General features: G+C 61.4%; 18 protein-coding genes. 7 read left to right on the top strand and 11 right to left on the bottom strand.

Features of this window, described 5'->3' with window-relative positions; translation table 11 throughout:
• The first annotated feature begins 23 nt into the window (after positions 1–23).
• The 3 genes from gdhA to istB all read left to right on the top strand — a co-directional run bounded on the left by gdhA (position 24) and on the right by istB (position 4,277).
• Positions 24–1,370 (top strand): NADP-specific glutamate dehydrogenase, encoded by a 1,347-nt coding sequence (gene gdhA / locus MMB49_RS00090; RefSeq protein ID WP_003815054.1) that lies wholly within the window; start codon positions 24–26, stop codon positions 1,368–1,370.
• Positions 1,371–2,001: 631 nt separating this feature from the next.
• Entirely contained in the window at positions 2,002–3,501 is a 1,500-nt protein-coding gene (gene istA / locus MMB49_RS00085) for an IS21 family transposase (RefSeq protein WP_047271245.1), read from the top strand.
• The gene (gene istB / locus MMB49_RS00080) at positions 3,498–4,277 is read left to right on the top strand and encodes an IS21-like element helper ATPase IstB (RefSeq protein ID WP_015439062.1); all 780 of its coding nucleotides are present in this window, start codon (positions 3,498–3,500) and stop codon (positions 4,275–4,277) included. Before istA ends, istB begins: the two co-directional genes overlap by 4 nt.
• Positions 4,278–4,319: 42 nt before the next feature.
• Here istB and MMB49_RS00075 read toward each other — a convergent pair whose 3' ends face one another.
• Complete coding sequence (locus MMB49_RS00075) at positions 4,320–4,712, bottom strand: LPTX anchor (protein ID WP_229941024.1); 393 nt, start codon at positions 4,710–4,712, stop codon at positions 4,320–4,322.
• Between the two features lie 348 nt (positions 4,713–5,060).
• On the opposite strand from MMB49_RS00075, the gene MMB49_RS00070 reads away from it, so the two are divergent.
• Positions 5,061–5,219: a substrate-binding domain-containing protein gene (locus MMB49_RS00070; RefSeq protein WP_003822210.1), complete on the top strand. Its 159-nt coding sequence runs from the start codon at positions 5,061–5,063 to the stop codon at positions 5,217–5,219.
• 48 nt (positions 5,220–5,267) lie between these two features.
• On the opposite strand, the gene MMB49_RS00065 is transcribed toward MMB49_RS00070, so the two are convergent.
• The gene (locus MMB49_RS00065) at positions 5,268–6,419 is read right to left on the bottom strand and encodes an alpha/beta hydrolase (protein ID WP_003819405.1); all 1,152 of its coding nucleotides are present in this window, start codon (positions 6,417–6,419) and stop codon (positions 5,268–5,270) included.
• A gap of 468 nt (positions 6,420–6,887) precedes the next feature.
• Between MMB49_RS00065 and MMB49_RS00060 the strand changes: the two genes are divergently transcribed.
• The gene (locus MMB49_RS00060) at positions 6,888–7,916 is read left to right on the top strand and encodes a LacI family DNA-binding transcriptional regulator (protein WP_047297648.1); all 1,029 of its coding nucleotides are present in this window, start codon (positions 6,888–6,890) and stop codon (positions 7,914–7,916) included.
• Positions 7,917–8,177: 261 nt separating this feature from the next.
• Positions 8,178–9,092, top strand: coding sequence for a family 43 glycosylhydrolase (locus MMB49_RS00055; protein WP_003815945.1), 915 nt, complete (start codon positions 8,178–8,180; stop codon positions 9,090–9,092).
• A gap of 416 nt (positions 9,093–9,508) precedes the next feature.
• Here MMB49_RS00055 and MMB49_RS00050 read toward each other — a convergent pair whose 3' ends face one another.
• Positions 9,509–9,919, bottom strand: coding sequence for a hypothetical protein (locus tag MMB49_RS00050; RefSeq protein WP_013362839.1), 411 nt, complete (start codon positions 9,917–9,919; stop codon positions 9,509–9,511).
• A complete protein-coding gene (locus tag MMB49_RS00045; protein WP_155403136.1) occupies positions 9,916–10,071 on the bottom strand; it encodes a hypothetical protein in 156 nt (51 codons plus the stop codon). Before MMB49_RS00045 ends, MMB49_RS00050 begins: the two co-directional genes overlap by 4 nt.
• Between MMB49_RS00045 and MMB49_RS00040 the strand changes: the two genes are divergently transcribed.
• On the top strand, positions 10,070–10,324 hold the full coding sequence (locus MMB49_RS00040; RefSeq protein ID WP_041775303.1) for an arabinofuranosidase: 255 nt from the start codon (positions 10,070–10,072) through the stop codon (positions 10,322–10,324). The genes MMB49_RS00045 and MMB49_RS00040 overlap by 2 nt on opposite strands.
• Before the next feature lie 364 nt (positions 10,325–10,688).
• On the opposite strand, the gene MMB49_RS00035 is transcribed toward MMB49_RS00040, so the two are convergent.
• The 7 genes from MMB49_RS00035 to dnaA form a co-directional block, all read right to left on the bottom strand.
• The gene (locus MMB49_RS00035; protein WP_003819396.1) at positions 10,689–11,246 is read right to left on the bottom strand and encodes a DUF3566 domain-containing protein; all 558 of its coding nucleotides are present in this window, start codon (positions 11,244–11,246) and stop codon (positions 10,689–10,691) included.
• Between the two features lie 59 nt (positions 11,247–11,305).
• Positions 11,306–14,038 (bottom strand): DNA gyrase subunit A, encoded by a 2,733-nt coding sequence (gene gyrA, locus MMB49_RS00030; protein ID WP_047271183.1) that lies wholly within the window; start codon positions 14,036–14,038, stop codon positions 11,306–11,308.
• Positions 14,039–14,169: 131 nt separating this feature from the next.
• On the bottom strand, positions 14,170–16,332 hold the full coding sequence (gene gyrB / locus MMB49_RS00025) for a DNA topoisomerase (ATP-hydrolyzing) subunit B (protein WP_003815936.1): 2,163 nt from the start codon (positions 16,330–16,332) through the stop codon (positions 14,170–14,172).
• Positions 16,333–16,482: 150 nt separating this feature from the next.
• Complete coding sequence (locus tag MMB49_RS00020; protein ID WP_003815036.1) at positions 16,483–17,055, bottom strand: DUF721 domain-containing protein; 573 nt, start codon at positions 17,053–17,055, stop codon at positions 16,483–16,485.
• A complete protein-coding gene (gene recF, locus MMB49_RS00015) occupies positions 17,052–18,365 on the bottom strand; it encodes a DNA replication/repair protein RecF (RefSeq protein ID WP_047271181.1) in 1,314 nt (437 codons plus the stop codon). The genes MMB49_RS00020 and recF overlap by 4 nt, the downstream gene beginning before the upstream one ends.
• An 87-nt stretch (positions 18,366–18,452) precedes the next feature.
• Positions 18,453–19,577, bottom strand: coding sequence for a DNA polymerase III subunit beta (dnaN, locus tag MMB49_RS00010; RefSeq protein WP_003815931.1), 1,125 nt, complete (start codon positions 19,575–19,577; stop codon positions 18,453–18,455).
• A 599-nt stretch (positions 19,578–20,176) separates the two neighbouring features.
• Positions 20,177–21,766, bottom strand: a complete 1,590-nt coding sequence (dnaA, locus tag MMB49_RS00005; RefSeq protein ID WP_047271179.1) for a chromosomal replication initiator protein DnaA — start codon at positions 21,764–21,766, stop codon at positions 20,177–20,179.
• Between the last annotated feature and the right edge of the window lie 100 nt (positions 21,767–21,866).

Below are 21,866 nucleotides of genomic sequence, written 5' to 3'. Positions count from 1 at the left end.
ACCCAACCATTAAGGGGAGAATTATGCTCACTGACGAGTACGTGAAGCGCGTCTACGCTCAGGTCGAACAGCGCGACGGCGACCAGCCGGAGTTCCTTCAGGCTGTACGCGAGGTGTTCGAGACCATCCAGCCGGTAGTCGAGAAGCACCCGGAGTACGAGAAGGCAGGCGTGCTGGAGCGCATCGTCGAGCCGGAGCGCGTGGTGAAGTTCCGCGTGGCCTGGACCGATGATGAGGGCAAGGTGCAGGTGAACCGTGGTTACCGCGTGCAGTTCAACTCCGCCATCGGACCGTACAAGGGCGGCCTGCGCTTCCACCCGACCGTCAACGAGGGCGTCATCAAGTTCCTCGGCTTCGAGCAGATCCTCAAGAACTCTCTGACCACGCTGCCCATGGGCGGCGGCAAGGGCGGCTCCGACTTCAACCCGAAGGGCCGTTCCGACGCTGAAGTGATGCGTTTCTGCCAGGCGTTCATGACCGAGCTGTGCCGCCACATCGGCCAGTTCACCGACGTTCCCGCCGGCGACATCAACGTGGGTGGCCGCGAGATCGGCTACCTGTTCGGCCAGTACAAGCGCATCCGCGACGAGTACTCCGGCGTCCTGACCGGCAAGGGTCTGGAGTTCGGCGGCTCGCTCGCCCGCACCGAGGCCACCGGCTACGGCGTGTGCTACTACACCCAGGAAGCCCTGCGCGTGCTGAAGAACGACTCCTTCGAGGGCAAGACCGTCGTGGTCTCCGGCTCCGGCAACGTGGCGATCTACGCCGTGCAGAAGGCCGAGGAGCTGGGCGCCAAGGTCGTCACCGTCTCCGACTCCAACGGCTATGTCTACGATCCGAACGGCATCGACGTGGCCGTGGTCAAACAGATCAAGGAAGTCGAGCGCGGCCGCATCAAGGAGTACGCCGAGCGCGTGCCGTCCGCCGAGTACCACGAGGGTTGCTCCGGCGTGTGGACCGTGCCGTGTGACATCGCGTTGCCGTGCGCCACCCAGAACGAAGTCAACGGCGAGTCCGCCGAAGCTCTGGTGAAGAACGGCTGCAAGGTCGTCGTCGAAGGCGCGAACATGCCGTCCACCCCGGAGGCCATCGAGGTCTACCAGAAGAACGGTCTACTGTACGGCCCCGCCAAGGCGGCGAACGCCGGTGGCGTCGCCGTTTCCGGCCTGGAGATGAGCCAGAACAGCTACCGTCTGTCGTGGTCCTTCGAAGAGGTCGACGCCAAGCTCAAGAACATCATGGAGACCATCGTCGCCGACTCCCTGGCCGCCGCCAAGGAGTACGGCCACGAGGGTGACCTGATGCTCGGCGCCAACGCCGCCGGCTTCGTCAAGGTCGCCAACGCCATGGTCGCGCAGGGCATCCTGTGATCGCGTAGGCGCGTAACGTTTGGCGCGCATTCGCGGATAGCGCGAAGGCCCGCCGAAACCAGTATTCGCATTGGTTTCGGCGGACCTTCTGTATCCTGCAGCAGGTTTGGCCACCCCAGTCGCTTCGCGACAGCTCCCCGCCAACGGTGGCGGCGCGCGATCACCGGGTCGCCATCATGTCGATTGCCCCCGCATCCGGAGAAAGTCCCATCCCGCAGGCCAGAAACGGGACCTTTACGGGATGAGGCACGGGATGCCACCAACCCCGCGCTCTCAAAACTCGCAGATACAAGGCTAAATCCAACAAAAACGGCCCGTATCTGCGAGTTTTGAGAGCGCGATTCCCGCAACAACGAAAAATACGGCCGGGAAGGCGGCTCTCGCCTTACTCGGCGCGGCGGCGCAGCAGCACCACGCCGGCACCGGCGGCCAGCAGCAGGACCGCGGCCACGGCGAATGTTTATGTTCAATGGTTTTAAGACCGGTTGAGCGTTTGGTTTTTAGTCCGAAAGAGCGGTAGGAATTAGTCCATTTCATCGTTGATGGAAAACAAGTGACACCGGTCTGTCGTTATCGATTAGTTTCCCGAGTTGAAAAAACAACCATTGACGGTTCTCGGGAAAGGAAAGGAATGACCATACCGGTGTCGGTTCAACAACGTATCAGGCTCCTTGACCAGCAGGGAACGCCATGGCGAGCCATCGCCCGTGATTTGAACGTGTCCAGGGACACGGTCAGGAAATACGCCTTGATGGAGGATTGCTCGCCCAAACCCAAACCATCGACCACGCGGCCGAGGAAACTCGACGGGTTCACGCCCGTGATCGACGAGTGGTTGCAAGCGGACCGGTTCATGCCCCGCAAGCAGCGCCATACCGCCAAACGCGTGTACGACAGACTCGTCACGGAGAAAGGGTTCACCGGCTCGTATTCCGCGGTGCAGCGTTACGTGAAGCAATGGCGTCAAGAACATCGTCCCGCCTGTGACGGGTTCATGGAGCTGGAATGGCGGCCCGGGGTCATGCAGGTCGATTTCGGCGAGGCCGTGGTGGTGCTGGCGGGCGTGAAAACCAAGGTGCATTGCCTGGTGGCGTCGTTTCCGTATTCGAACAAGCGTTACGTGGTCGCGTTGCCTGGCGAGAACGCGCAATGCGTGTGCGAGGGATTGGTCGAGATCTTCGAGCATATCGGCCTGGTTCCGATGGTGTTGGTGATGGATAACGCCACAGGGGCCGCGCACCGGACCGCTTGGGACAAGATCACGATCGTCGGGCTCTTCCAGTTGTTCCTGGAGCATTACCGGATCGAGGCCAGGTTCTGCAATCCCAGGAGCGGTTGGGAGAAAGGCAGCGTGGAGAACGCGGTCGGGTTCCTGCGCCGCAACCTCATGGTCCCGTTGTTGAACGTCGAGTCCTATGCGCAGTTAAGCAAGCATCTGCTGTCGCGGTGTGACGAACTCGGCAACGACAAGCATTACCGGGCTGATGAAAGCGTGAACGACTTGTTCGAAGAGGACCGGGCGGGCATGCGGCCATTGCCGCGCGTGCGCTTCGACGCGGTCGATTGGCAGGAACGGCGCGCCGACAAGGAAGGTGTCATACAGGTCGGTTCGTATCGTTACCTCGCGGGCCCGGCCTGGCGTAGCTGGCCGCTATTGGTGGGATTGCGCGCGTTCGACGTGGAGATCCGTACCCGCGACGGCCGCAAGGTGGCCTCGCTGCCCAGGGCTTATGGCGAGCAGGCCGGTACGGTGCGTAGCCCGTCGTCGCTGCTGCCGGCATTGGCGCGCAAGCCACGCGCGTGGGGCGAATCACCCGTGCGCGGTGATTTTCCCGAGGGCCTGAGAACCCTGATCGACGCGCAGGACTCCGCCCGGCGCAAGGCCACGTTCCGCTTGTTGGAGCGCGTGGGTGCCGCTTGCGGTTTCGACGTGGCCTGCAAAGCCGCGGAACACATCATCGGCCAGGGCAGACCGATCGACGAGGCAGCCCTGAGCATCATGGCCAGACGGATAGCGTCCGGCGAGGCGCCGGCCGATGTTCCCGCGCCCGACCTGAGCGTGTACGACGACTTCATGAAAACAGGCGATGGCGATACGCTCAAGGAGCGGGAAGGAGGGAAGGACCGATGAGCCGGATCCAGAACCCCGCGCCGGACGCCACCCGACGCCGCGCGTCCACGAACAGGAAAATGGAAACGATCATGCGATTGGCGCGCCGACTGCCGTTGACCAGGCAAGTGCTCGCCGACCAGCTCGAAACCGCGACCCCGTCGCAAATGGAGTTCATGGACCAATGGATGAACGCGGAGATCGAGTCCAGGGAACGATCGAAACGATCCCGGCTGCTCAAGCAGGCCGGTTTCCCGGCCGTCAAGACATTGGACGGCTATGACTGGGAGAACATTCGTTTTCCGGTGGATTGGGGCAGGCGGTCGCTTGAATCATTGGAGTTCGCGAGCCGTCCGGAGGATGTGGTCATGTTCGGACCTCCCGGCACGGGCAAAACCCATCTGGCGATGGCGTTGGGAAGGAAGGCCTGCCTGGAAGGCATGACGGTACGGTTCTTCACCGCCGCTGGCCTGGTCATGCGCTTGTTGCACGCCAGCACGGAAGGCAAACTCGACAGGGAAATCGCGTCCATCGGCAAGGCCCGCCTGTTGATCATCGACGAGTTGGGCTACGTGCCGATCGACGAGGAAGGCAGCCGGTTGTTGTTCCAGGTCATCACCAACGCGTACGAGATGCAATCCATCGTTTACACCACGAACATCGAGTTCAGCGGGTGGGGCCGGGTGTTCGGGGATCCGAACATGGCCGCGGCGATCATCGACCGGACCGTGCATCACGGCAGGATGCTCAGGTTCGAGGGCGAGTCCTATCGCAGGACTCATGCTCTTATGCAATGAAACAATAAAACACGAGCAATGACAGGCCAGTTCCGAACTGGACTAAAACCTACCGCTTTTTCGGAAGGAAAACTCACGCCACACTGGCCTATAACAACTTGACAAAACACAGGCGAACGCCATCGTCGAGGCACCCGTCTTGCTCAGGCCGCTCGGCTCGGTGGCATCCACCTTGCCGTTCGGGCTCGGCTTGACCGCCGGCTTCTGCGGCTCGGCAAGCGCGTCAGCCACCTGGGCGGGAGTCGCGCCTTCGTCGGCGGCGACCTTCTTCGCAGCGTCGAGGGCGGCCTCGAACTCGTCCGAGCCGGACTTGTAATCCGGCTCGGCGAGCTTGCCGGCCTCCGCGATCACCTCGTTCAGAGCTGTCTTGTCGGCGGACTTGACAGTCACCTCGAAGGACTTCGCGAAGTCCGTGCCCTTGAGCGCCACCGTCACCGTGACCTTGCCGGCCGCAGCGAACGGCTTCGCCAGATCAACAGGCTTACCGGCTAGGCGCGTCTTTATGGCGTGGTTAGTCCACGGAAATATTAATGTTCAGCCGATATTATCGGCGTTGTGAAATGAAAGTAGGAAGTGTGTTGTGATTAGTGATGCCGAGTTTGACCGTTGGGGCGAAGCCGCCGAGCGTGGCGATTACGGTGGAAGTAAGCTCGGGGTTTGCTTAAAACAAACGGATTTATAAGCCCTCTCATTGTAGCAAGGGGCTGCCCGTCATCTAACCCAAACCGCCATAAGGAAATCCAATGGCAGAAATGGCTTTTTACCGCCAGCCACGGCGCGCGGATGCTGAGGGAGTCGAACCCGCAGATCACCACTGTCGATCAGCACATGGAGATGCGCGGCAAGGTGATGGCCGACATCGTCATCAAAAAGATTCACGGCATCGACTCGCCGCGTACGGTGATGTTGCCGACCGAGCTGGTGGTGCGGCAGTCGGCGTGACCTGCGCAGGCTCGCAGCTGGACGCCGGCCGCGAGCCGTTGCGGGACCTCAGGATTTTGCGTCGGGGCCGACATCGGGATTCACGCCACCGACATGACTGCCGGCCGCCGCGACTGCGTCCAACGCGGTGCGCAGATGCGCAGGCGGAATCACCCTCCGCCACGCCATCAGAGAGGCCCAGTCGGCCACGATCCTGAAATACCTACGCCGCGCGGCCGGCCGCGACAGGCTCAGATCATGCAGGCCGCCGCGAATCGTCGCCAGCGTCACCACATCGCCGAGGTTGAGCGCCGCCTGGCGAATCGCCGTGATGTCCAGCACGGAATCCGCCTCGCGCATCGCCTCATCCCATGTGGGCTGCAGCATGGTCCGGTCGGACGTGCACACCAGCACGGGAATGCGGATGTCGAGCCGGCGCGACACCTCGGCCTGCGCATTGTAGATCGCCCGCATCCACCCGGCGCGAGGAAAGAAACGCTGCGGGTCCACCAGCGGATGGCGCAGATAATCCCAGTCGCCGCCGGTCTCGCAATCGATGCAGCGGCCGTAGAACCCCGGATCGCGCATCGGCATCACCGTTTTGCCGCCGCCCAGCTGGAACGCCTGAACCACGGGCGTCGACAGTATACGGAACATGCGGTTGCCTTGCAATTCCAGCCAAGGCGAGTCCAGCGCGACCGCCTCGACGTGATGCGGCCGCTGCGAATTCAGCCACAGCACCGAGCTCAGCCCGCCCTGCGAATGGGCGACCAGCAGGATGCGCACCTGCTCGCCCTGCTCGGCGACGACCAGGTCGCGTAGGGCGTTGAATTCCGCCGCATAATCGTGCAGATCCTCGATATATCCAGGGGTCTGGCCATCCCGCAACGACCGCCCGAACTTGCGCAGGTCGACGGCGTAGAAGGGAATGCCGAGCGATTCCCAGAACTCGGATTCGTGACGGCGGTAGAAATAGTCGTTCCACCCGTGCACGTACATCACCGCGAGCCGGTGCCCGCGCAGCGCGAACCGCTGACGCCTCCATCGCGCGCTCATGGGCAGCTTCGAGGGGTCCCGGCGCACGAATGTGGCGACGATATCGCCTTCGTCATCATGGCCGAGATGGATCGTCGCCTGCTGGTAGCCGTCCATTACGCAGTCGGGCTGCCAGTCGTCCACGGTGGGGCGCGCGGCGAGTTGGATATGCAGCGGATCAGTCATGATTTCAATGTACTCGCGTCGCGGGAACCGACAGGACGACTATGCCCCGCATTATCCGAACGCGAACGCGAAATACAACAGATTGCGCGGCCATGTCGGAATGCGTCGACACAGGCGAGCCACGGATGGCGAGCCACACGGCGGTCGGGCGGCGGACCGCGACTGCGGAGAGGCTCCGCATGCCACGGCCGGCACAACGACAGACACCCCTTGTGACCGTTTACATCATCTGCGTATACTCGAACCTGTACGCGGTCGTCCGACGACGGCCGCACACGTAAAGGAACAATGATGTCAGCAACTATTCACGCGCCGAACAAGGTAGCATCAACGAGCGGCAAACCGACCCGGCGTCTGGCGAACCACACTCGGACGAAGTCGTCTGCACGCTCCAACGAAACACCGGTAGACCAGAACAGCGATAAGCAACCGGCGAATATCCAGCAACACGAAGCAAACACCGATGCCATGGATTCCATGGACGACGCACCGAAAAAGCCGACCATCCGCGACGTCGCCCGTCTCGCGGGAGTATCGTACGGAACGGTCTCCCGGTATCTGAACGGCAACACCCACGTCTCGCAGGACGCAGCCGAACGCATCGCAGCAGCCATCACCAAATCACAGTACACGCCGAACAACGCCGCACGCTCACTCGCGCAACGCCGCACGCTCACCGTCGCGCTGATCATCCAGGTCGAATCGAACGAGACCATCGCGCAGGCCAGTATGTCAAGGGCGATGGCCGGCGCCAACCAGGTCCTCGGCGACGCGGGCTACCAGATGGTCACGCTGATCGCCAACAGCGAGGACTCCACGCGCCGCATCGCGCAGCTGGTGCAAAGCGACTTTTCGGACGGGTACCTGCTGTTCTCACTGAGCGAGGACAGCATGCTCGCCAACACGTTCGCATCGGTCAAGCGGCCGGTGGTCCTCTCGGAAGTCAGCAAATGCGAGAACCTGCCGTTCCCGGCCGTGGACTTCACCAACACCGAGGGGCAGCGCGACATCACGCGCTACCTGCTCGACCAGGGGAGGACCAAGCTGGTGTACGTGTGCGGCCCCGGATACTCACCATCGTCGAACAACCGCTTCGACGGCTTCAAGGCGGCTATGGGTGACCGGTTCAACGAGCGCCACGTCTACTACGCGGACGACTGGGAGGGCACCAGCGGCGAAATGGCCGTGGTCGAGTTCCAACCCATGCTTGACGAGCTGGACGGATTCGTGTGCGCCAACGACAGCATCGCGCTGGGCGTCATCAACCAGTTGAACCGGTTCGGGTATCGGGTGCCGGACGACATCGCGGTCACGGGATTCGACGATTCGCCAATCGCCCTGCTGGCGAACCCGAAGCTGACCACCGTGCGGCAGGATTCGCAGCTGCACGGCGAGACGATGTCGCGGCTGTTGCTGTCCATGCTGCAAGGCGACATCGTGGAGCCGCATTACGTGCAGCTGCTGCCGACGACCATCGCGGAGCGCCAATCGGCGTGATCTAGGAAGAACCACGCTCTCAAAACTCGCAGATACAGGGCGAAAATAACGAATAGTCCCTTGTATCTGCGAGTTCTGAGAGCCTCATATTGCAACGCACGACCCCACGCGGCCGCTGCCGGAGCGCCACCGCCGGGCGCACTCCGATTCTTCCGTATGTCGGCAAGGTTTTCACGATACAATGGTTCAGTCTGTAACCGGTCACAAGCAGTTGCGGACACGACAGATAATCAACAGCAGATCATCACGAAAGGGGAAATCATGGCTGATAGATTCGGAGCTTTTCTGCCTCACGACACCTCGGGCGACGTTGCCCAGCTGCACGGCATCGGTCTGCAAAAATTCGGCGACACCTGGTATGCATATGGCGAGAACAAGGTAAACGGCAATTTGTTCCAGGGCGTGTGCTGTTATACAACCACCGATTTCATCGCATGGCGCAGCCACGGCATCGTACTTGATGTGCAAGAAGACGGCTCCGCCCTCGCCGCCGACCGTATCGGCGAGCGGCCGAAGGTGCTGCATTGCCCCGCCACCGGCAAATATGTCATGTATATTCATGCCGAAACGCCCGACTACGGATACGCGCACATCGGCGTCGCCGTGGCCGACGCGCCGACCGGCCCGTTCGCATTCCAGACCACCATCACGTGGCGCGGCTACCTGAGCCGTGACATCGGCGTCTTCCAGGACGAGGACGGCAGCGGCTACATCATGAGCGAGGACCGCGACCATGGCACGCACATTTACCGTCTCGCCGACGACTACCTCACCATCGTCGAGGACGTCGCCTGCGAGCGTGCCACCGACTACCCATACGGCCTGGAATCGCCGACCATCATCAAGAAGGACGGCCTGTACTACTGGTTCGGCTCGCAACTGACCAGCTGGGACACCAACGACAACAAGTACTCCACCGCCACCGACCTGCACGGCCCGTGGAGCGAGTGGAAGCTGTTCGCGCCGGAAGGTGCGAAGACCTACGATTCGCAGGTCGATATCGTGGTGCCGCTGGACGACGACCCGTACAACAGCGAGCACTTCCTGTTCATCGGCGACCGCTGGCAGGAGCATGACCTCGGCAACTCGCCGATCGTACAGATGCCGATTTCCATCGCCGACGGCGTGGCGTCGCTGACGTGGAGCGACACCTATGAGGGCACCACCCACCGCTGATTTTCGCGGGTTTTCGCGGATCACGGATTTAGCCGGCGTGGTCCGGCATTGAGAAACGGGCCTGTGGCATGATTTGCCGCAGGCTTGTTTCGTGTCTTTCGACGTTCCCCGGACGGCAGCGACATCGTGACGGCACAACGGCGTGACGGCGCAGCAACGCAACAGCAGCAGGTACGGCCGGTTTGCGTTCCTATGTGCGCGCCGAAACGACAAGTGCGCGAACATAAGAACGCAAATGGCTCTGTTTGCGTTCTTAAGTGCGCACGATCGTCGTTTCGGCGCGCACTTAGGAACGCAAACCGGCCACGCCAGCCACCGAGGCACCGGTCTTGGACAGATGTTCTGCTGACCGGCAGGCTTCTGCGCACCAGGCTTCTTTCCTGGTTCGGTCTTGTCGGACATGACCTTGACGACCTTCAGACCATCGGCGGAGAACGTGTCGCCGACCGTGTACTCGGTCTTGGCGGGCTTCGCGGCCACCTTGATCGATTCGACGGTCGCCGGCTTCGGCTTCTCGGCCAGGGCGTTCTGTGCGGCGGTGAGGTTTTCAGTGCGGTGGCCACTTCGTCGACGGTTGCGTTCTTGTTGGCGGAGACCTCCTTGGCGGCGGGCTGACCGTCGAGCTCCACGTATGCGGAGGCGGTTTCACCCTCGGCGACGGTCGGCGTGAACGCGGTGGTCTTCAGCGTCGGCTTGGAGTCGGAGCGAACGAGCACCACATCGTCGATGTAGCCGTTGGCGTCATCGGCGAGGCCCATGTCGGAGAAGCTCAGCCACAGAGCGCCTTCAGGCGCGGCGTCGGCGGGCACGGTGAACGTGGTGGTCACGTACTGCGGCTCACCGCCTTCGTGTCGGCGGTGGTCGATGCGGTGGCGAGTTCGTCCGTGTACTGTGCCCATGCGGAACCGGTGCCGCTGCCGGCCTTACGGCTCTTCACGGTCGCGGTGGCCACTTGGGACCAAAAGACTCGCGAAGGCATGATTCTGCTCGTCAACCGTGACGAGCACAACGCCCATGATGTGACAATCGACCTGACATCGTTGCCTAGGCTGGGGGAGTGGCTGTCCGTCACCAGCTCGCAGATGCTGCCCAGCGACGATATCTACCGCACCAATACGGCTGACGAGCCGGACGGCGTCACCTTGCAGCCGCTATCCGCCGCGCTTGATGAGGGTCGGATGACTGTTTCGTTACCACCGGTCACATGGGCTTCGGTGAGATTCACGGCCTGATTATCGCGAGCTCACGCTCTCAAAACTCGCAGATACAGGGCCGAATTCAACAAAAATGGTCTGTATCTGCGAGTTTTGAGAGCGTGATTTTCCTATCAACAACATAATGGGGGCTCCCGAGCATCGGGAACTACCCATTATTCGTCGTCATGTGCTGACAACCCGCGCCGGCAACGCGGTCATGTGGCGCTGTCGCCAATCAGCGGCAACGCCACGAACCTTGGCCTCCTTGAAGGCCTGAGCGGACGGCTTCCATGAAGCGGCGGTGTAGTCTTTTCCTGCGCCGGCGATGATGAGATATAAAAACCCCGCGGGCGTTGCCTCCGCGGGGTTCGTAACGGGATGTATCAGGGATTCGATTGGATCAGTCGTCGCCCAGAGTGATATGTATGCCGCCGACCAGCGCGCTGATCACGTTGTACAGCAGCGCGATGATGGTGGCGAGGAGCGTCACCAGCACGACGCCGACGATCGCCAGAATGGTGACCACCGACAGTACCGTGGACAGGCTGAACACGCTGGACAGGTTCAGGCTGTCGGCGGCCAGACCGGTGGACGAGACGATATTGTTCAGCTGGTCGAACACGCCGACCGCGTCAAGCAGCAGCCAGACCAGGGCGGCGGCAAGCACTTCGATGATCGCGCCGGCGATTGACAGCATGAACGTCACCTTCGCCACGGACCATGCGTTCACATGGGTCAGCGACAGGTTCATGCGGCGGGCGCGCGGCGTCGAACGGCGCGGTGAACGCAGGGACGCACGCGTTTTGTTGGCGCGCGGCTCGCTCTCCGACTGCGGCTGGTTGGAAATAGAGCGCGCGACCCGAGGGGCGCTTTCGCGGACACCTTCGTGCGGTTCTGCATTGTCATGCGGACCGGGCACGAACATGTCGGTCCGTCCGGGTTCGAGGTTGTCACTCATCGTTGCTCCTTGTCGTTCCCCGATGACTCTTAGCCGAGGCTACCAGTTTTCTGAGACGATTATGCCTCGTCATCAGTGTTGTTCACATTCTCGTCAGATGCCGCGCCCGAATCACTGCCGGATGCGACGCTATCCGTGGTATCCGGAGTGTTTTCGGCCGTATCGGGAGACGTGGTCGCGGATGCGGCCGCAGCCGTATCATCCGTCGTCTCGACTTCGTCTTCGCCGGTTTCCTCGTTGCGGGCGATGGAGATAATCTCGTCGCCCTTGTCGGGCTTAGCGAGCGTCACGCCCTGCGTGGTGCGGCCGGTGCGCTTGACCTCGGTGACGTTGGAACGGATCACTTTGCCGGACTTCATGATCGCCATGACCTGATCGTCTTCGCTTACGATCAGGGCACCGACCAGCGATCCGCGACCTTCGGCGAGCTGTACCGCCTTGACGCCGAAGCCGTTACGCCCCTGCAGCCGGTATTCGCTGATCGCGGTGCGCTTGGCGAAGCCCTCATTGGTGACCACGAGCAGGTCCTGCTTGGAGTCCTCCGGAACCACGTCCATGGCGAGCAGTTCGTCATCCCCGCGGAACTTCATGCCCTGCACGCCGGCGGTCTGGCGTCCCATCGGACGCAGCTGGTCGTTGTCCGCCGCGAACTTGAGGCTCATGCCCTGCTTGGAGACGAGGATGATGTCGTCTGCGGCGTTGCACAGCGCGGCGCCGATCAGCTCGTCCGTGGGCTCGCCGGTCTCCTCGTCGGCCGCGAGACGAACCGCGATGAGTCCGCCCTGACGCGGCGAATCGTACTCGGCCAGCGCGGTCTTCTTGACCTTGCCGGTGCGGGTGGCAAGCACCAGATACTTGGCGACCTCGTAGTTCGGAATCGACAGCACGGTCTGAATCGTCTCGTCGGGACCGAACTGCAGCAGGTTCGCCACGTGCTGGCCCTTGGAATCGCGCGAGCCTTCGGGCAGCTCGTACGCCTTGATGCGGTAGACGCGGCCCTTGTTGGTGAAGAACAGCAGCCAGTTATGCGTGGACGTGAGGAAGAAGTGATCCACCACGTCATCCTCACGCAGCTTGGCGCCCTTGATGCCCTTGCCGCCGCGATGCTGTGCGCGATATTCGTTGGCCTTGGTGCGCTTGATGAAGCCGGAGTGCGTGACGGTGACCACCACGTTCTCCTCGGCGATCAGGTCTTCGACGTTCATCTCGCCCGAGTAGGGGAGGATCTTCGTGCGACGTTCGTCACCGTATTTCGCGACGATCTCGTCGAGCTCGTCGCCGACGATCGTACGCTGGCGTTCCGGCTTGGCGAGGATGTCGTTGTAGTCGGCAATCTTGCGCATGAGTTCCTCATGCTCGTCGATGATCTTCTGGCGTTCCATGTTGGCCAGTCGAACCAGCTGCATGGAAAGGATGGCGTCGGCCTGCACCTGATCGATGTCAAGGAACTCCATCAGCTTCGGCCGGGCGTCCTCGCGGCCCTGGCTGGAGCGGATGAGGCGGATGACCTCGTCGATGGCGTCCATGGCCTTGAGCAGGCCCTGCAGGATGTGGTCGCGTTCCTCGGCCTCGCGCTTGAGGTAACGGGTACGGCGTTCGATGACTTCGAGCTGGTGGTTCACCCAATGGCGGATGAAGGCGTCGAGGCTCAGCGTGCGCGGCACGCCGTCGACCAGCGCGAGCATGTTCGCGCCGAACGTCTGCTGCAGCTGGGAGTGCTTGTACAGGTTGTTGAGCACGACCTTCGGCACGGCGTCGCGCTTGAGCACGAGCACGAGTCGCTGGCCGGTACGGCCCGACGTCTCGTCGCGCATGTCGGCGATGCCCTGGATCTTGCCGTCGCGCACGCCTTCTCGGATGGAAGCGGCCAGACGGTCGGGATTCACCTGATACGGCAGCTCGGTGACCACCAGGCACATACGGCCCTTGATCTCCTCGGTGTTGACCACCGCGCGCATCGTAATCAGGCCGCGGCCGGTGCGGTACGCCTGCTCGATGCCCTTGTGGCCGAGGATCGTGGCGCCGGTCGGGAAGTCCGGTCCCTTGATGATGCCGATGAGTGCGTTCAGCAGCTCTTCATGGCTCGCTTCGGGATGATCGAGCGTCCAATGCACGCCTTCCGCCAGCTCGCGCATGTTGTGCGGCGGAATGTTGGTCGCCATGCCGACGGCGATGCCGGACGAGCCGTTGGCCAGCAGGTTCGGGAAGCGCGCGGGCAACACGGTGGGTTCCTGCGTACGGCCATCGTAGTTGGGCACGAAGTCGACGGTGTCCTTGTCGATGTCTCGCACCATTTCCATCGCAAGCGGCATCATGCGGCACTCGGTGTAACGCATGGCTGCGGGCGGGTCGTCACCGGCCGAGCCGAAGTTGCCCTGCCCGTCGACCAGCGTGTATCGCATCGACCACGGCTGGGCCATGCGCACCAGCGAATCGTAGATCGCGGCGTCGCCGTGTGGGTGGTAGTTGCCCATCACGTCGGCGACGGGTCGGGCGCACTTGGAATAGCCGCGATCAGGACGGTAGCCGCCGTCATACATCGCGTACACGATGCGGCGGTGCACCGGCTTCATGCCGTCGCGCACATCCGGAAGGGCTCGTTCGACGATGACGGAGATGGCATAGTCGAGGTACGACTGACGCATCTCCTTCTGGATGTCGGTGTGGGCCACACGATTGTCGTCGAGGACCAACTGTTCGTTGGCCTGAGGGCTGATGGGCTCCATCGAGTGTTCGGCACGCTCGTCGTTCTGCTCCGGCAGGTCGGTGCCGTTGCTGTTTTCGTCTGCCACTTGGTTGTCCTTTGGTTAAAATCTGTTCGACCGTATGTTGGGCGTCGTTTCTGTCGCTGTCATCGGGTGGATCGGGACCACCCCCCCAGTCAGCTGCGCTGACCCCCGCCGGCGGGGCTTGGATTAGAGCCTTAAGCGTCGATGAAACGCACATCCTTGGCATTGCGTTGGATGAAAAGACGGCGCGGTTCCACGTCGTCGCCCATCAGCATCGAGAAGGTCTCGTCCGCTGCCGCGGCATCCTCGATGTGAATCTGCTTCAGGATGCGGTGCTCAGGATCCATGGTGGTCTCCCACAGCTCCTGGTAGGTCATCTCGCCCAGACCCTTGTAGCGCTGGATGCCTTCGCCCTTGGGCAGCTGCCGGCCTGCGGCCTTGCCCTGGGCGAGTTTCTCGTCGCGTTCGCGGTCGGTGTACACGTAATCATGATCGCCGCGCGTCCACTTGAGACGGTACAGCGGAGGCATGGCCACATACACGTATCCTGCGGTGATCATCGGTCGCATGTAACGGAAGAACAGCGTCAGGTTCAGCGTGGCGATATGGGCACCGTCCACATCTGCATCGGCCATGATGATGACCTTGTGGTAGCGCACCTTGCTCACGTCGAATTCCTCGCCATAGCCGCCACCGACCGCGGTGATCAGCGACTCGATGGTGTCGGACTTCATCATGCGGTCGATGGAGGCGCGTTCGGTGTTGAGAATCTTGCCTCGAAGCGGCAGGATGGCCTGCGTTTCCGGGTTTCGCCCTTGAATGGCGGAGCCGCCTGCCGAATCACCCTCGACGATGAACAGCTCGCACTCTTCGGGGTTGCTGGACTGGCAGTCCTTGAGCTTGTCGGGCATGCCGGCCGACTCGAAAATCGACTTGCGCCGGGTGTTCTCACGGGCTTTCTTCGCCGCGATGCGGGCGCGGGAGGCTTCGATGGCCTTCTGGATGATGTTCTTGGCCTCTGCGGGGTGCGCGTCGAACCAGTCGCCGAGCTTGTCGGTCATCACGCGCTGCACGAAGGTCTTCGCCTCGGAGTTGCCGAGCTTGGTCTTCGTCTGCCCTTCGAACTGAGGAGTGGTCAGCTTGACGGACACGACGGCGGTCAGGCCTTCGCGCACATCGTCGCCGGAGAGGTTGTCATCCTTCTCCTTGAGGATGTTCTTGTCTCGCGCATACCGGTTCACCAGCGAGGTCAGCGCTGCACGGAAGCCTTCTTCGTGCGTGCCGCCTTCTGTGGTGGAGATCGTGTTCGCGAACGTGTGCACAGCCTCGGAATACGCGGTGGTCCACTGCATCGCGACCTCGGCCGAGATGCCGATCTTGAGGTCTTCGGCCTCGAAATCGATGACATCCTCCTCGACGGGAGTGGCCTTGCGGGACTTGACCAGGTACGAGACATAATCCTTGATGCCGTTCATGTACTGGTAAGTCACGCTCTGGTGCTTCGGCTCGGTGGAATCGTCATCGCCGGCCACTTCGTCGCCGGCCAGATCCGGCTCGCGCAGGTCGGTGAGTGAAATCTTCAGTCCCTTGTTCAGGAACGCCATCTGCTGGAAGCGGGAGCGCAGCGTCTCGAAGTCGTATACCGTGCTTTCGAAGATCGCCGCATCGGGCCAGAACGTCACGGAAGTGCCGGTCGACTCATCCTCGGCCATCGGGGCGCCCTTGGCGAGGCGGGCCGTCGGATGTTGGTTGACGTATGTCTGGGTCCAGTGGAATCCCTGGCGCCGCACTTCGATATCGACTCGCGTCGACAGCGCGTTGACCACGGAGATGCCGACACCGTGAAGGCCGCCGGACACCGCGTATCCGCCGCCGCCGAATTTACCGCCGGCGTGCAGCTTGGTCATCACGGTCTCGACGCCGGAGACGCCTTCGCCGGGAACTTCGTCGACCGGGATGCCTCGACCGTCGTCAACGACGCGGATGCCGTTGTCCGGCAGGATCGTCACTTCGATATGCGTGGCGTAGCCGGCCAGTGCCTCGTCGACGGAGTTGTCGACGATCTCGTAGACCAGGTGGTGCAGACCGCGCGGGCCGGTGGAGCCGATGTACATGCCCGGGCGGATGCGCACCGCCTCAAGGCCTTCCAGCACCTTCAGGTCGCTGGCATCATAATGGTCGGGCGATAAGGTGTCGTCAAGCTGGGCGTCATCGAGCTCGTCCTGGGCGATGGCTTCATCGACCTCGCGGTCATGCTGCTCGGCGCTGCTCGCCGTCAGACCGCTGCCCGGAGCCTGCTCAGGCATGCCGGACTCGTCACGGGATTCATGTTCGGAATCCGATTCAAGAACTGCCACTAACGGTTTCCTTCCTGCATATTCTTTCGTCATGAAAGGTTGTTCTGCGGGCGATACGCTCTAAAACGCGAATAACGGGGGTTTCTAAGCGCTGAACCTATTATCCGCCAATCCTACCCGTCTACGGGGACTTTGGCTCTCTGAGCGAATTTAGCGCCTCTTCATCCTTGAGCCGCGAAATGTCGCGGCACGGGGGCCTGTTACCTGGATCTTGTGGACGTCCAACCCCTGCAGGCGCTCCTTGATGGTACGTTCCAGCTGCGGAATCAGGTAGGTGAGCTGGGTGGCCCAAGCCGCGGAATCAGCACGGATGGTCATGACTCCGTCGCGCAGCCCGATGACCTGCGAATGCTGGGCGATGACCGGTCCGACCACCTGATCCCAGTGATTGCGCAGCTGCGCGATTTTCAGATACGGTATCCAATGACCGTTATTCGCAATCAGCGCCGTTACGCTGCCCAAGGTGCTCGGGTCGCGGCCCGGCTTGCCGAAGTTCTCCCATGCGGCCTCGGCGTCAATCATCCGCTGACGCCTTCCTCCCGCCATCTTGGCGATGTGCTCGAACACCGTGGCGGGCAGTTTGCGCTGGTCGAGATGCAGGGTCGCGCAAATCGGCTCGTGCGAATCGTGCACATTGCCCGGCTTGACCGCGCTGCCCGGCTTGTCGGGCCTGCTCGGTGCCCCCGGCCCGCCCGGCGTATTCGGCTTGCGGGGTTCGGTCATTGTTCGCCGGCCCTCTCGGCATCCGCTTCGTCGCGCCGTTTGAGATCGGCCACTGCGATGCGGTTCACCGGTATCTCGCCGGATTCTGCCGACTCATTCGCCGGCAGTATCGGAATATCGCTTTCCGCGGCCGCGGTGATCAGTACCTGATCCTGAGCCGCGGCAAAACGCAGGATCTCGGTGCGGCGCGATTCGTCGAGCTGAGCGAACACATCGTCGAGAATCACCACCGGCCTGGTGTCGAAATACTCGCAAAGGGCCCGGTATTGTGCCATCTTCAATGCCAGGGCCAACGTCCACATCTCGCCGTTGGAGGCGAATTCCCTAGCCGGCATGCCATTGAGCGTCACCAACAGGTCATCTCGTTGCGGGCCGATCAGATTGACGCCGCGAGACACCTCGCCGGGATAGATGCGCTGGAAATGCTGGCTTATCAACGGTTCGGGCGCCTGTGTTCCAAGGATCTCGTCGAATGACGGCACGTATTCGACCGCTGCCTGCTCACCACCATCCTGCGCGGCATCCTGAATTTCCGCATTGGACGGCAAGTCGCCCGCCACACCGGCCAATCTGGCATACAGCGGGCCGAACAACTTGTTCAGTTCCGCGATGATGCGCTGCCTGTCGCGGCTGAGCGCGACTCCCGCCTCGATGAACTGTCCGGTCCAGATCTCCAGCCCGCTGAGCGCGGCGTCAATCGGGGATCCTGCACGCTGCCATTGACCGAGCTGTTTGAGCAGTGCCGCCCGTTGCTTGGCGACGTGCGTGAATGATTGCAACCGGTTCGCATATCCGGGAATCAGCAGCGAGGCGACCTGGTTGATGAACGAGCGGCGCACGGCGGGGTCGCCCGCCACAAGCTGCTGATCCTCCGGGGTGAAGCTCACGGTCGGCAGCGTGCCGAGAATCTCCCGCAGATACCGCGACTGCCCGCCGTTGATGCGGGCGCGGTTGGCGCCGCGTGCCGCAATCGTGGCCTCAAGGGTGGTGGTCTGTGTCTGCCGGACCGGTTTCATGTCCGAGATATCCACGGCATCAGCGCTGGTATTGACGCCATCATCAGCGGGCTCCGGATCCGTCACGGATTCGATATTGGCCCGGATCGTCGCTGCATGTTCGCCGCGCTGCACCAGCGGAACCGAGCTGGATGTGCGATGGCTCAGGCCCGTGGACAGCACTTCTATCGCTTCGACGATGTTGGTTTTCCCAAGCCCGTTCGCCCCCTGCAGGATGTTGATGCCCGGCGTGAGGTCGAGCACGCAATGGTTCCATGACCGGTAATGGTCAAGCGCAAGACGCGAAATGTACAAGACGGGCTCCTGTCATGTCATCGCCGGCACCGTGTGTTTCGGCGGTGCCGGCGATTCGATTCGGATTCCAGTGTTCAGCCGTCGGGCTCAGCTGTTGAAACGCATCGGGACGAGCAGATAGCGGTAATCCATCGATTCGTCGCTGTCCGCCTCCTGCTGGCCGTTGAATTCGACGGGCTTGACGGCCGTGGTCATCTTCATGCGCACGAACGGCTCAGTGATGGCGCTCAGGCCTTCGATCAGGTAGGACGGGTTGAACGCGACGGTGATGTCTTCGCCGTCCATGTCGATGTCCAGCATTTCCTGCGCCTGGGCTTCGTCCACGGCGCCGGCGGACAGGGTGACTTCCTGGCCGGAGAACACCATGCGGATCGGGGCGTTGCGTTCGGCGACCAGCGCGACGCGCTTGATGGCGGCGATCAGCAGCTGCTTGTCAATGACGGCCTGAATCGGGTATTCGTCGGCGAACAGGCGGTCGACCGCAGGGAATTCGCCGTCGATCAGCTGGGACGTCGAGACGCGTCCGGCGTTCTCGAAACCGAGCAGCGTGGGGTTGTCGGCGTCGAAATCGATGACGACGTTCTGGTGATCGTCAAGTGCGCGGGCGACGTCGCGCAGCAGGGATCCGCGCACCAGTGTGGTCGTAGAGGTGTCGATGTTCTGCGGCGTCCAGGTGAACGTGGCGCGGGACAGGCGGAAACGGTCGGTCGAGGTCATGGTGACTTTGTCGCCGTCGAACTGCATGCGCACGCCGGTCAGCACCGGGCGGTTCTCCTCGCGGGAGACCGCGACGCTGGCCTGGGTTACGGCCTGGATGAACGTGGGTGCGTCAACCTGGCCGAGCTTTGCCGGCACGACCGGCAGATCCGGGTATTCGGCATCGGGCATGAGCTGCATGGTGAACGTGGACTTGCCCGAGTTGATGGTCATGGTGGAGCCGTCAGTCGACAGGTAGGTCTTTTCGGCAGGCAGTGACTTGGTGATGTCGGCGAGGAGTTTGCCGAGTACCAGTGCGGTTCCGGGTTCGTCGATACCGGCTTCGATGTGGTGACGTGCGGAAATCTCGTAATTGAACGCGGACAGTTGAAGGGTGCCGTCGATGGCTTCGAGCTGGATACCTGCAAGGATGGGGCTCGCCGGTCGGGCGTCGATGACGCGGGTCGTCCAGGCTACGGCGTCGGCGAGAGCCGCGGAATCGATTTCTACTTTCATGGGTTCCCTCATTTCACGATGTGCTTGGCAACATTCTAGCGGGTCATGTTCGGATTGTTTTTCTCATGCGCGAAGTGAGTTATCATCACGACGGTTATCGAAAGAGAAATAAGATAGTCGTAGTAATAAGCCCTGTGGATAGTGTGGATAACTGCGCGAATCCTTGTGTTTATATGGGCTGAGTAACCCACAGATTATGTGGATAACTTTCCGGACAAAATGTGCATAAGTACCGAGTTATCCACATTTTCGGCGAACTGTTTTGATTGTCCACATTTTCTGTGGATTAATCCACTGCTCATCCACAAAAAATGTGTAGTAGTCCACAAGTTATCCGCAGGCTCTACCCACATTTGTGAATAAGCATGTGGATAACTTTTCCTTCAAGCAGCAGATCGTTCGGCGTGTTGCGCCTGTTTTATTGTACAGATTAAATATGTATGTCTATATTATTTGAGTCTGATAGGTCCTGTCGACGGTGATGAATCAGGCCTTCATCCAGCAGAATCACGCACAGCGACGAAAAAAGGCGTTTTTTGGTGTCTCAGCGCGATCGTGCCAGACGGGACCATTGCACAGCCGAGAGAAAACGACTGTCGTCACTCATTGCCGCGCTGCTTGAGGCGCGCGGTCAGCTCGGTCACGTAGTTGTAAATTTCAGGCTTTTCCTGCATATCATCGCTGACGCGGGTATACGCGTGCATGACCGTGGTGTGATCGCGGCCGCCGAACACTTCGCCGATATCGACCAGGCTCATGCTGGTCATCTCACGGGCAAGATACATGGCGACCTGACGGGCCAGCGCGATGTTTTTCGTTCGCGCGCGCCCGACGATGTCGTCGAATGTCAGATGGAAGTACTTCGCCGTCTGCCCGATGATGTCGGTCGGCTTGATTTCCACGTCGGTGGTGAAGAAGTCCTGCAGCGTCTGCTCGGCAAGCGCGCGGGTCACCGGCTGACTGCTCAGCGATGCCACCGCGCTCACGCGAATCAGGGCGCCTTCCAGCTCGCGGATGTTCTCGGTGAAGCGCTCCGCGATCAGATTCAGCACGTCATTCGGTGTCGAAGTGCCGTTCATCGAAGCCATCATGCGCAAAATAGCGATGCGGGTCTCAAGATCAGGCGGCTTGACATCGACGGTGAGTCCGGAGTCGAAACGCGAGATGAGTCGTGCCTCGAAGCCCTTGAGGTTCTTGGGCGCGACATCGGACGCGATGACGATACGCTTGTTGGCCTGATGCAGCGCGTTGAACGTGTGGAAGAACTGTTCGAGGGTCGCTTCCTTGCCGCCGAGGAACTGGATGTCGTCGATGAGCAACACGTCGACCTCGCGGTATCGGCGGTTGAATTCTGCGATGCGGTTCTGGCTCTGGGCCGGGGTCTGCAGTGCCTCGATGAATTCGTTGGTGAATTCCTCGCTGTTGACGTATCGAACCTTGAGCGTGGGATCCTTGACCAATGCATAGTTGCCGATGGCGTTGAGCAGGTGGGTCTTGCCCAGTCCCGATCCGCCGTAGATACACAACGGGTTGAATTCCTGCCCGGTTCCCTCGGCGACCGCAAGCGCGACAGTGCGTGCGAAACGGTTGGAATCACCGGGAACGAACGTGTCGAACGTCGAGTTTTTGTTCAGATGGGTTTCCGGATCGCGCATCACCTTCTGCTGCCGTACCGGAAAACTCGGCTCGCCGGGTATTCGAGGAGCCGTGGCGCCTGGTTGCTGATTCGCCTCCGTCATTTCCGCGGAAATCGAATCGATGGAGGAGATTGCCTGCATGCTGTTGGGCATGTAGGATTCCTGAGCCAGATCGGCGACGGTCGGCGACGGATTCGCAGGGAACGGTTCGCTCGGTTTCGCCGCAGTATCGGGATGCCGGTATTCCGGCGGCTGCGGTTCCGGTTGGGACACCTGAGGAGCCACGATTTTGAACGCCGGGAACATGTCGTTTCCGGATATGATTTTCAAAGCGTTGAGCAGCGGCGCATTGAGTTCATTCTGCAACGCTTGCTGCGTGGCCATGTTGCTTACGCACAATACGATGGTCGTGCCATATACCGCTTCCGGTACGACTCCTTCAAGCCAGCTCTTGTCGCGCGGCGACAGCGTGGGATTCTGCTTGAGCAGACGCAGCGTGTCCGACCATATCCGCGTGGCTTGCCCGGCTGGACCGAGAAGGTCATCCGACATTGTGACCTCCTTCAGGTATGTGTGCCGGTGCGCACCGCAGCGGATACGCTACGGTAGCTATAATAAGTACAACAACAACAGGATATATGTACTCCACTTT

This window comes from Bifidobacterium sp. SKU, from assembly GCF_026016405.1.
GTDB classification, from domain to species: domain Bacteria; phylum Actinomycetota; class Actinomycetes; order Actinomycetales; family Bifidobacteriaceae; genus Bifidobacterium; species Bifidobacterium bifidum.
The sequence above is the reverse complement of the archived record's forward strand: the minus strand, read 5'-3'. Positions and strand labels throughout refer to the sequence as shown.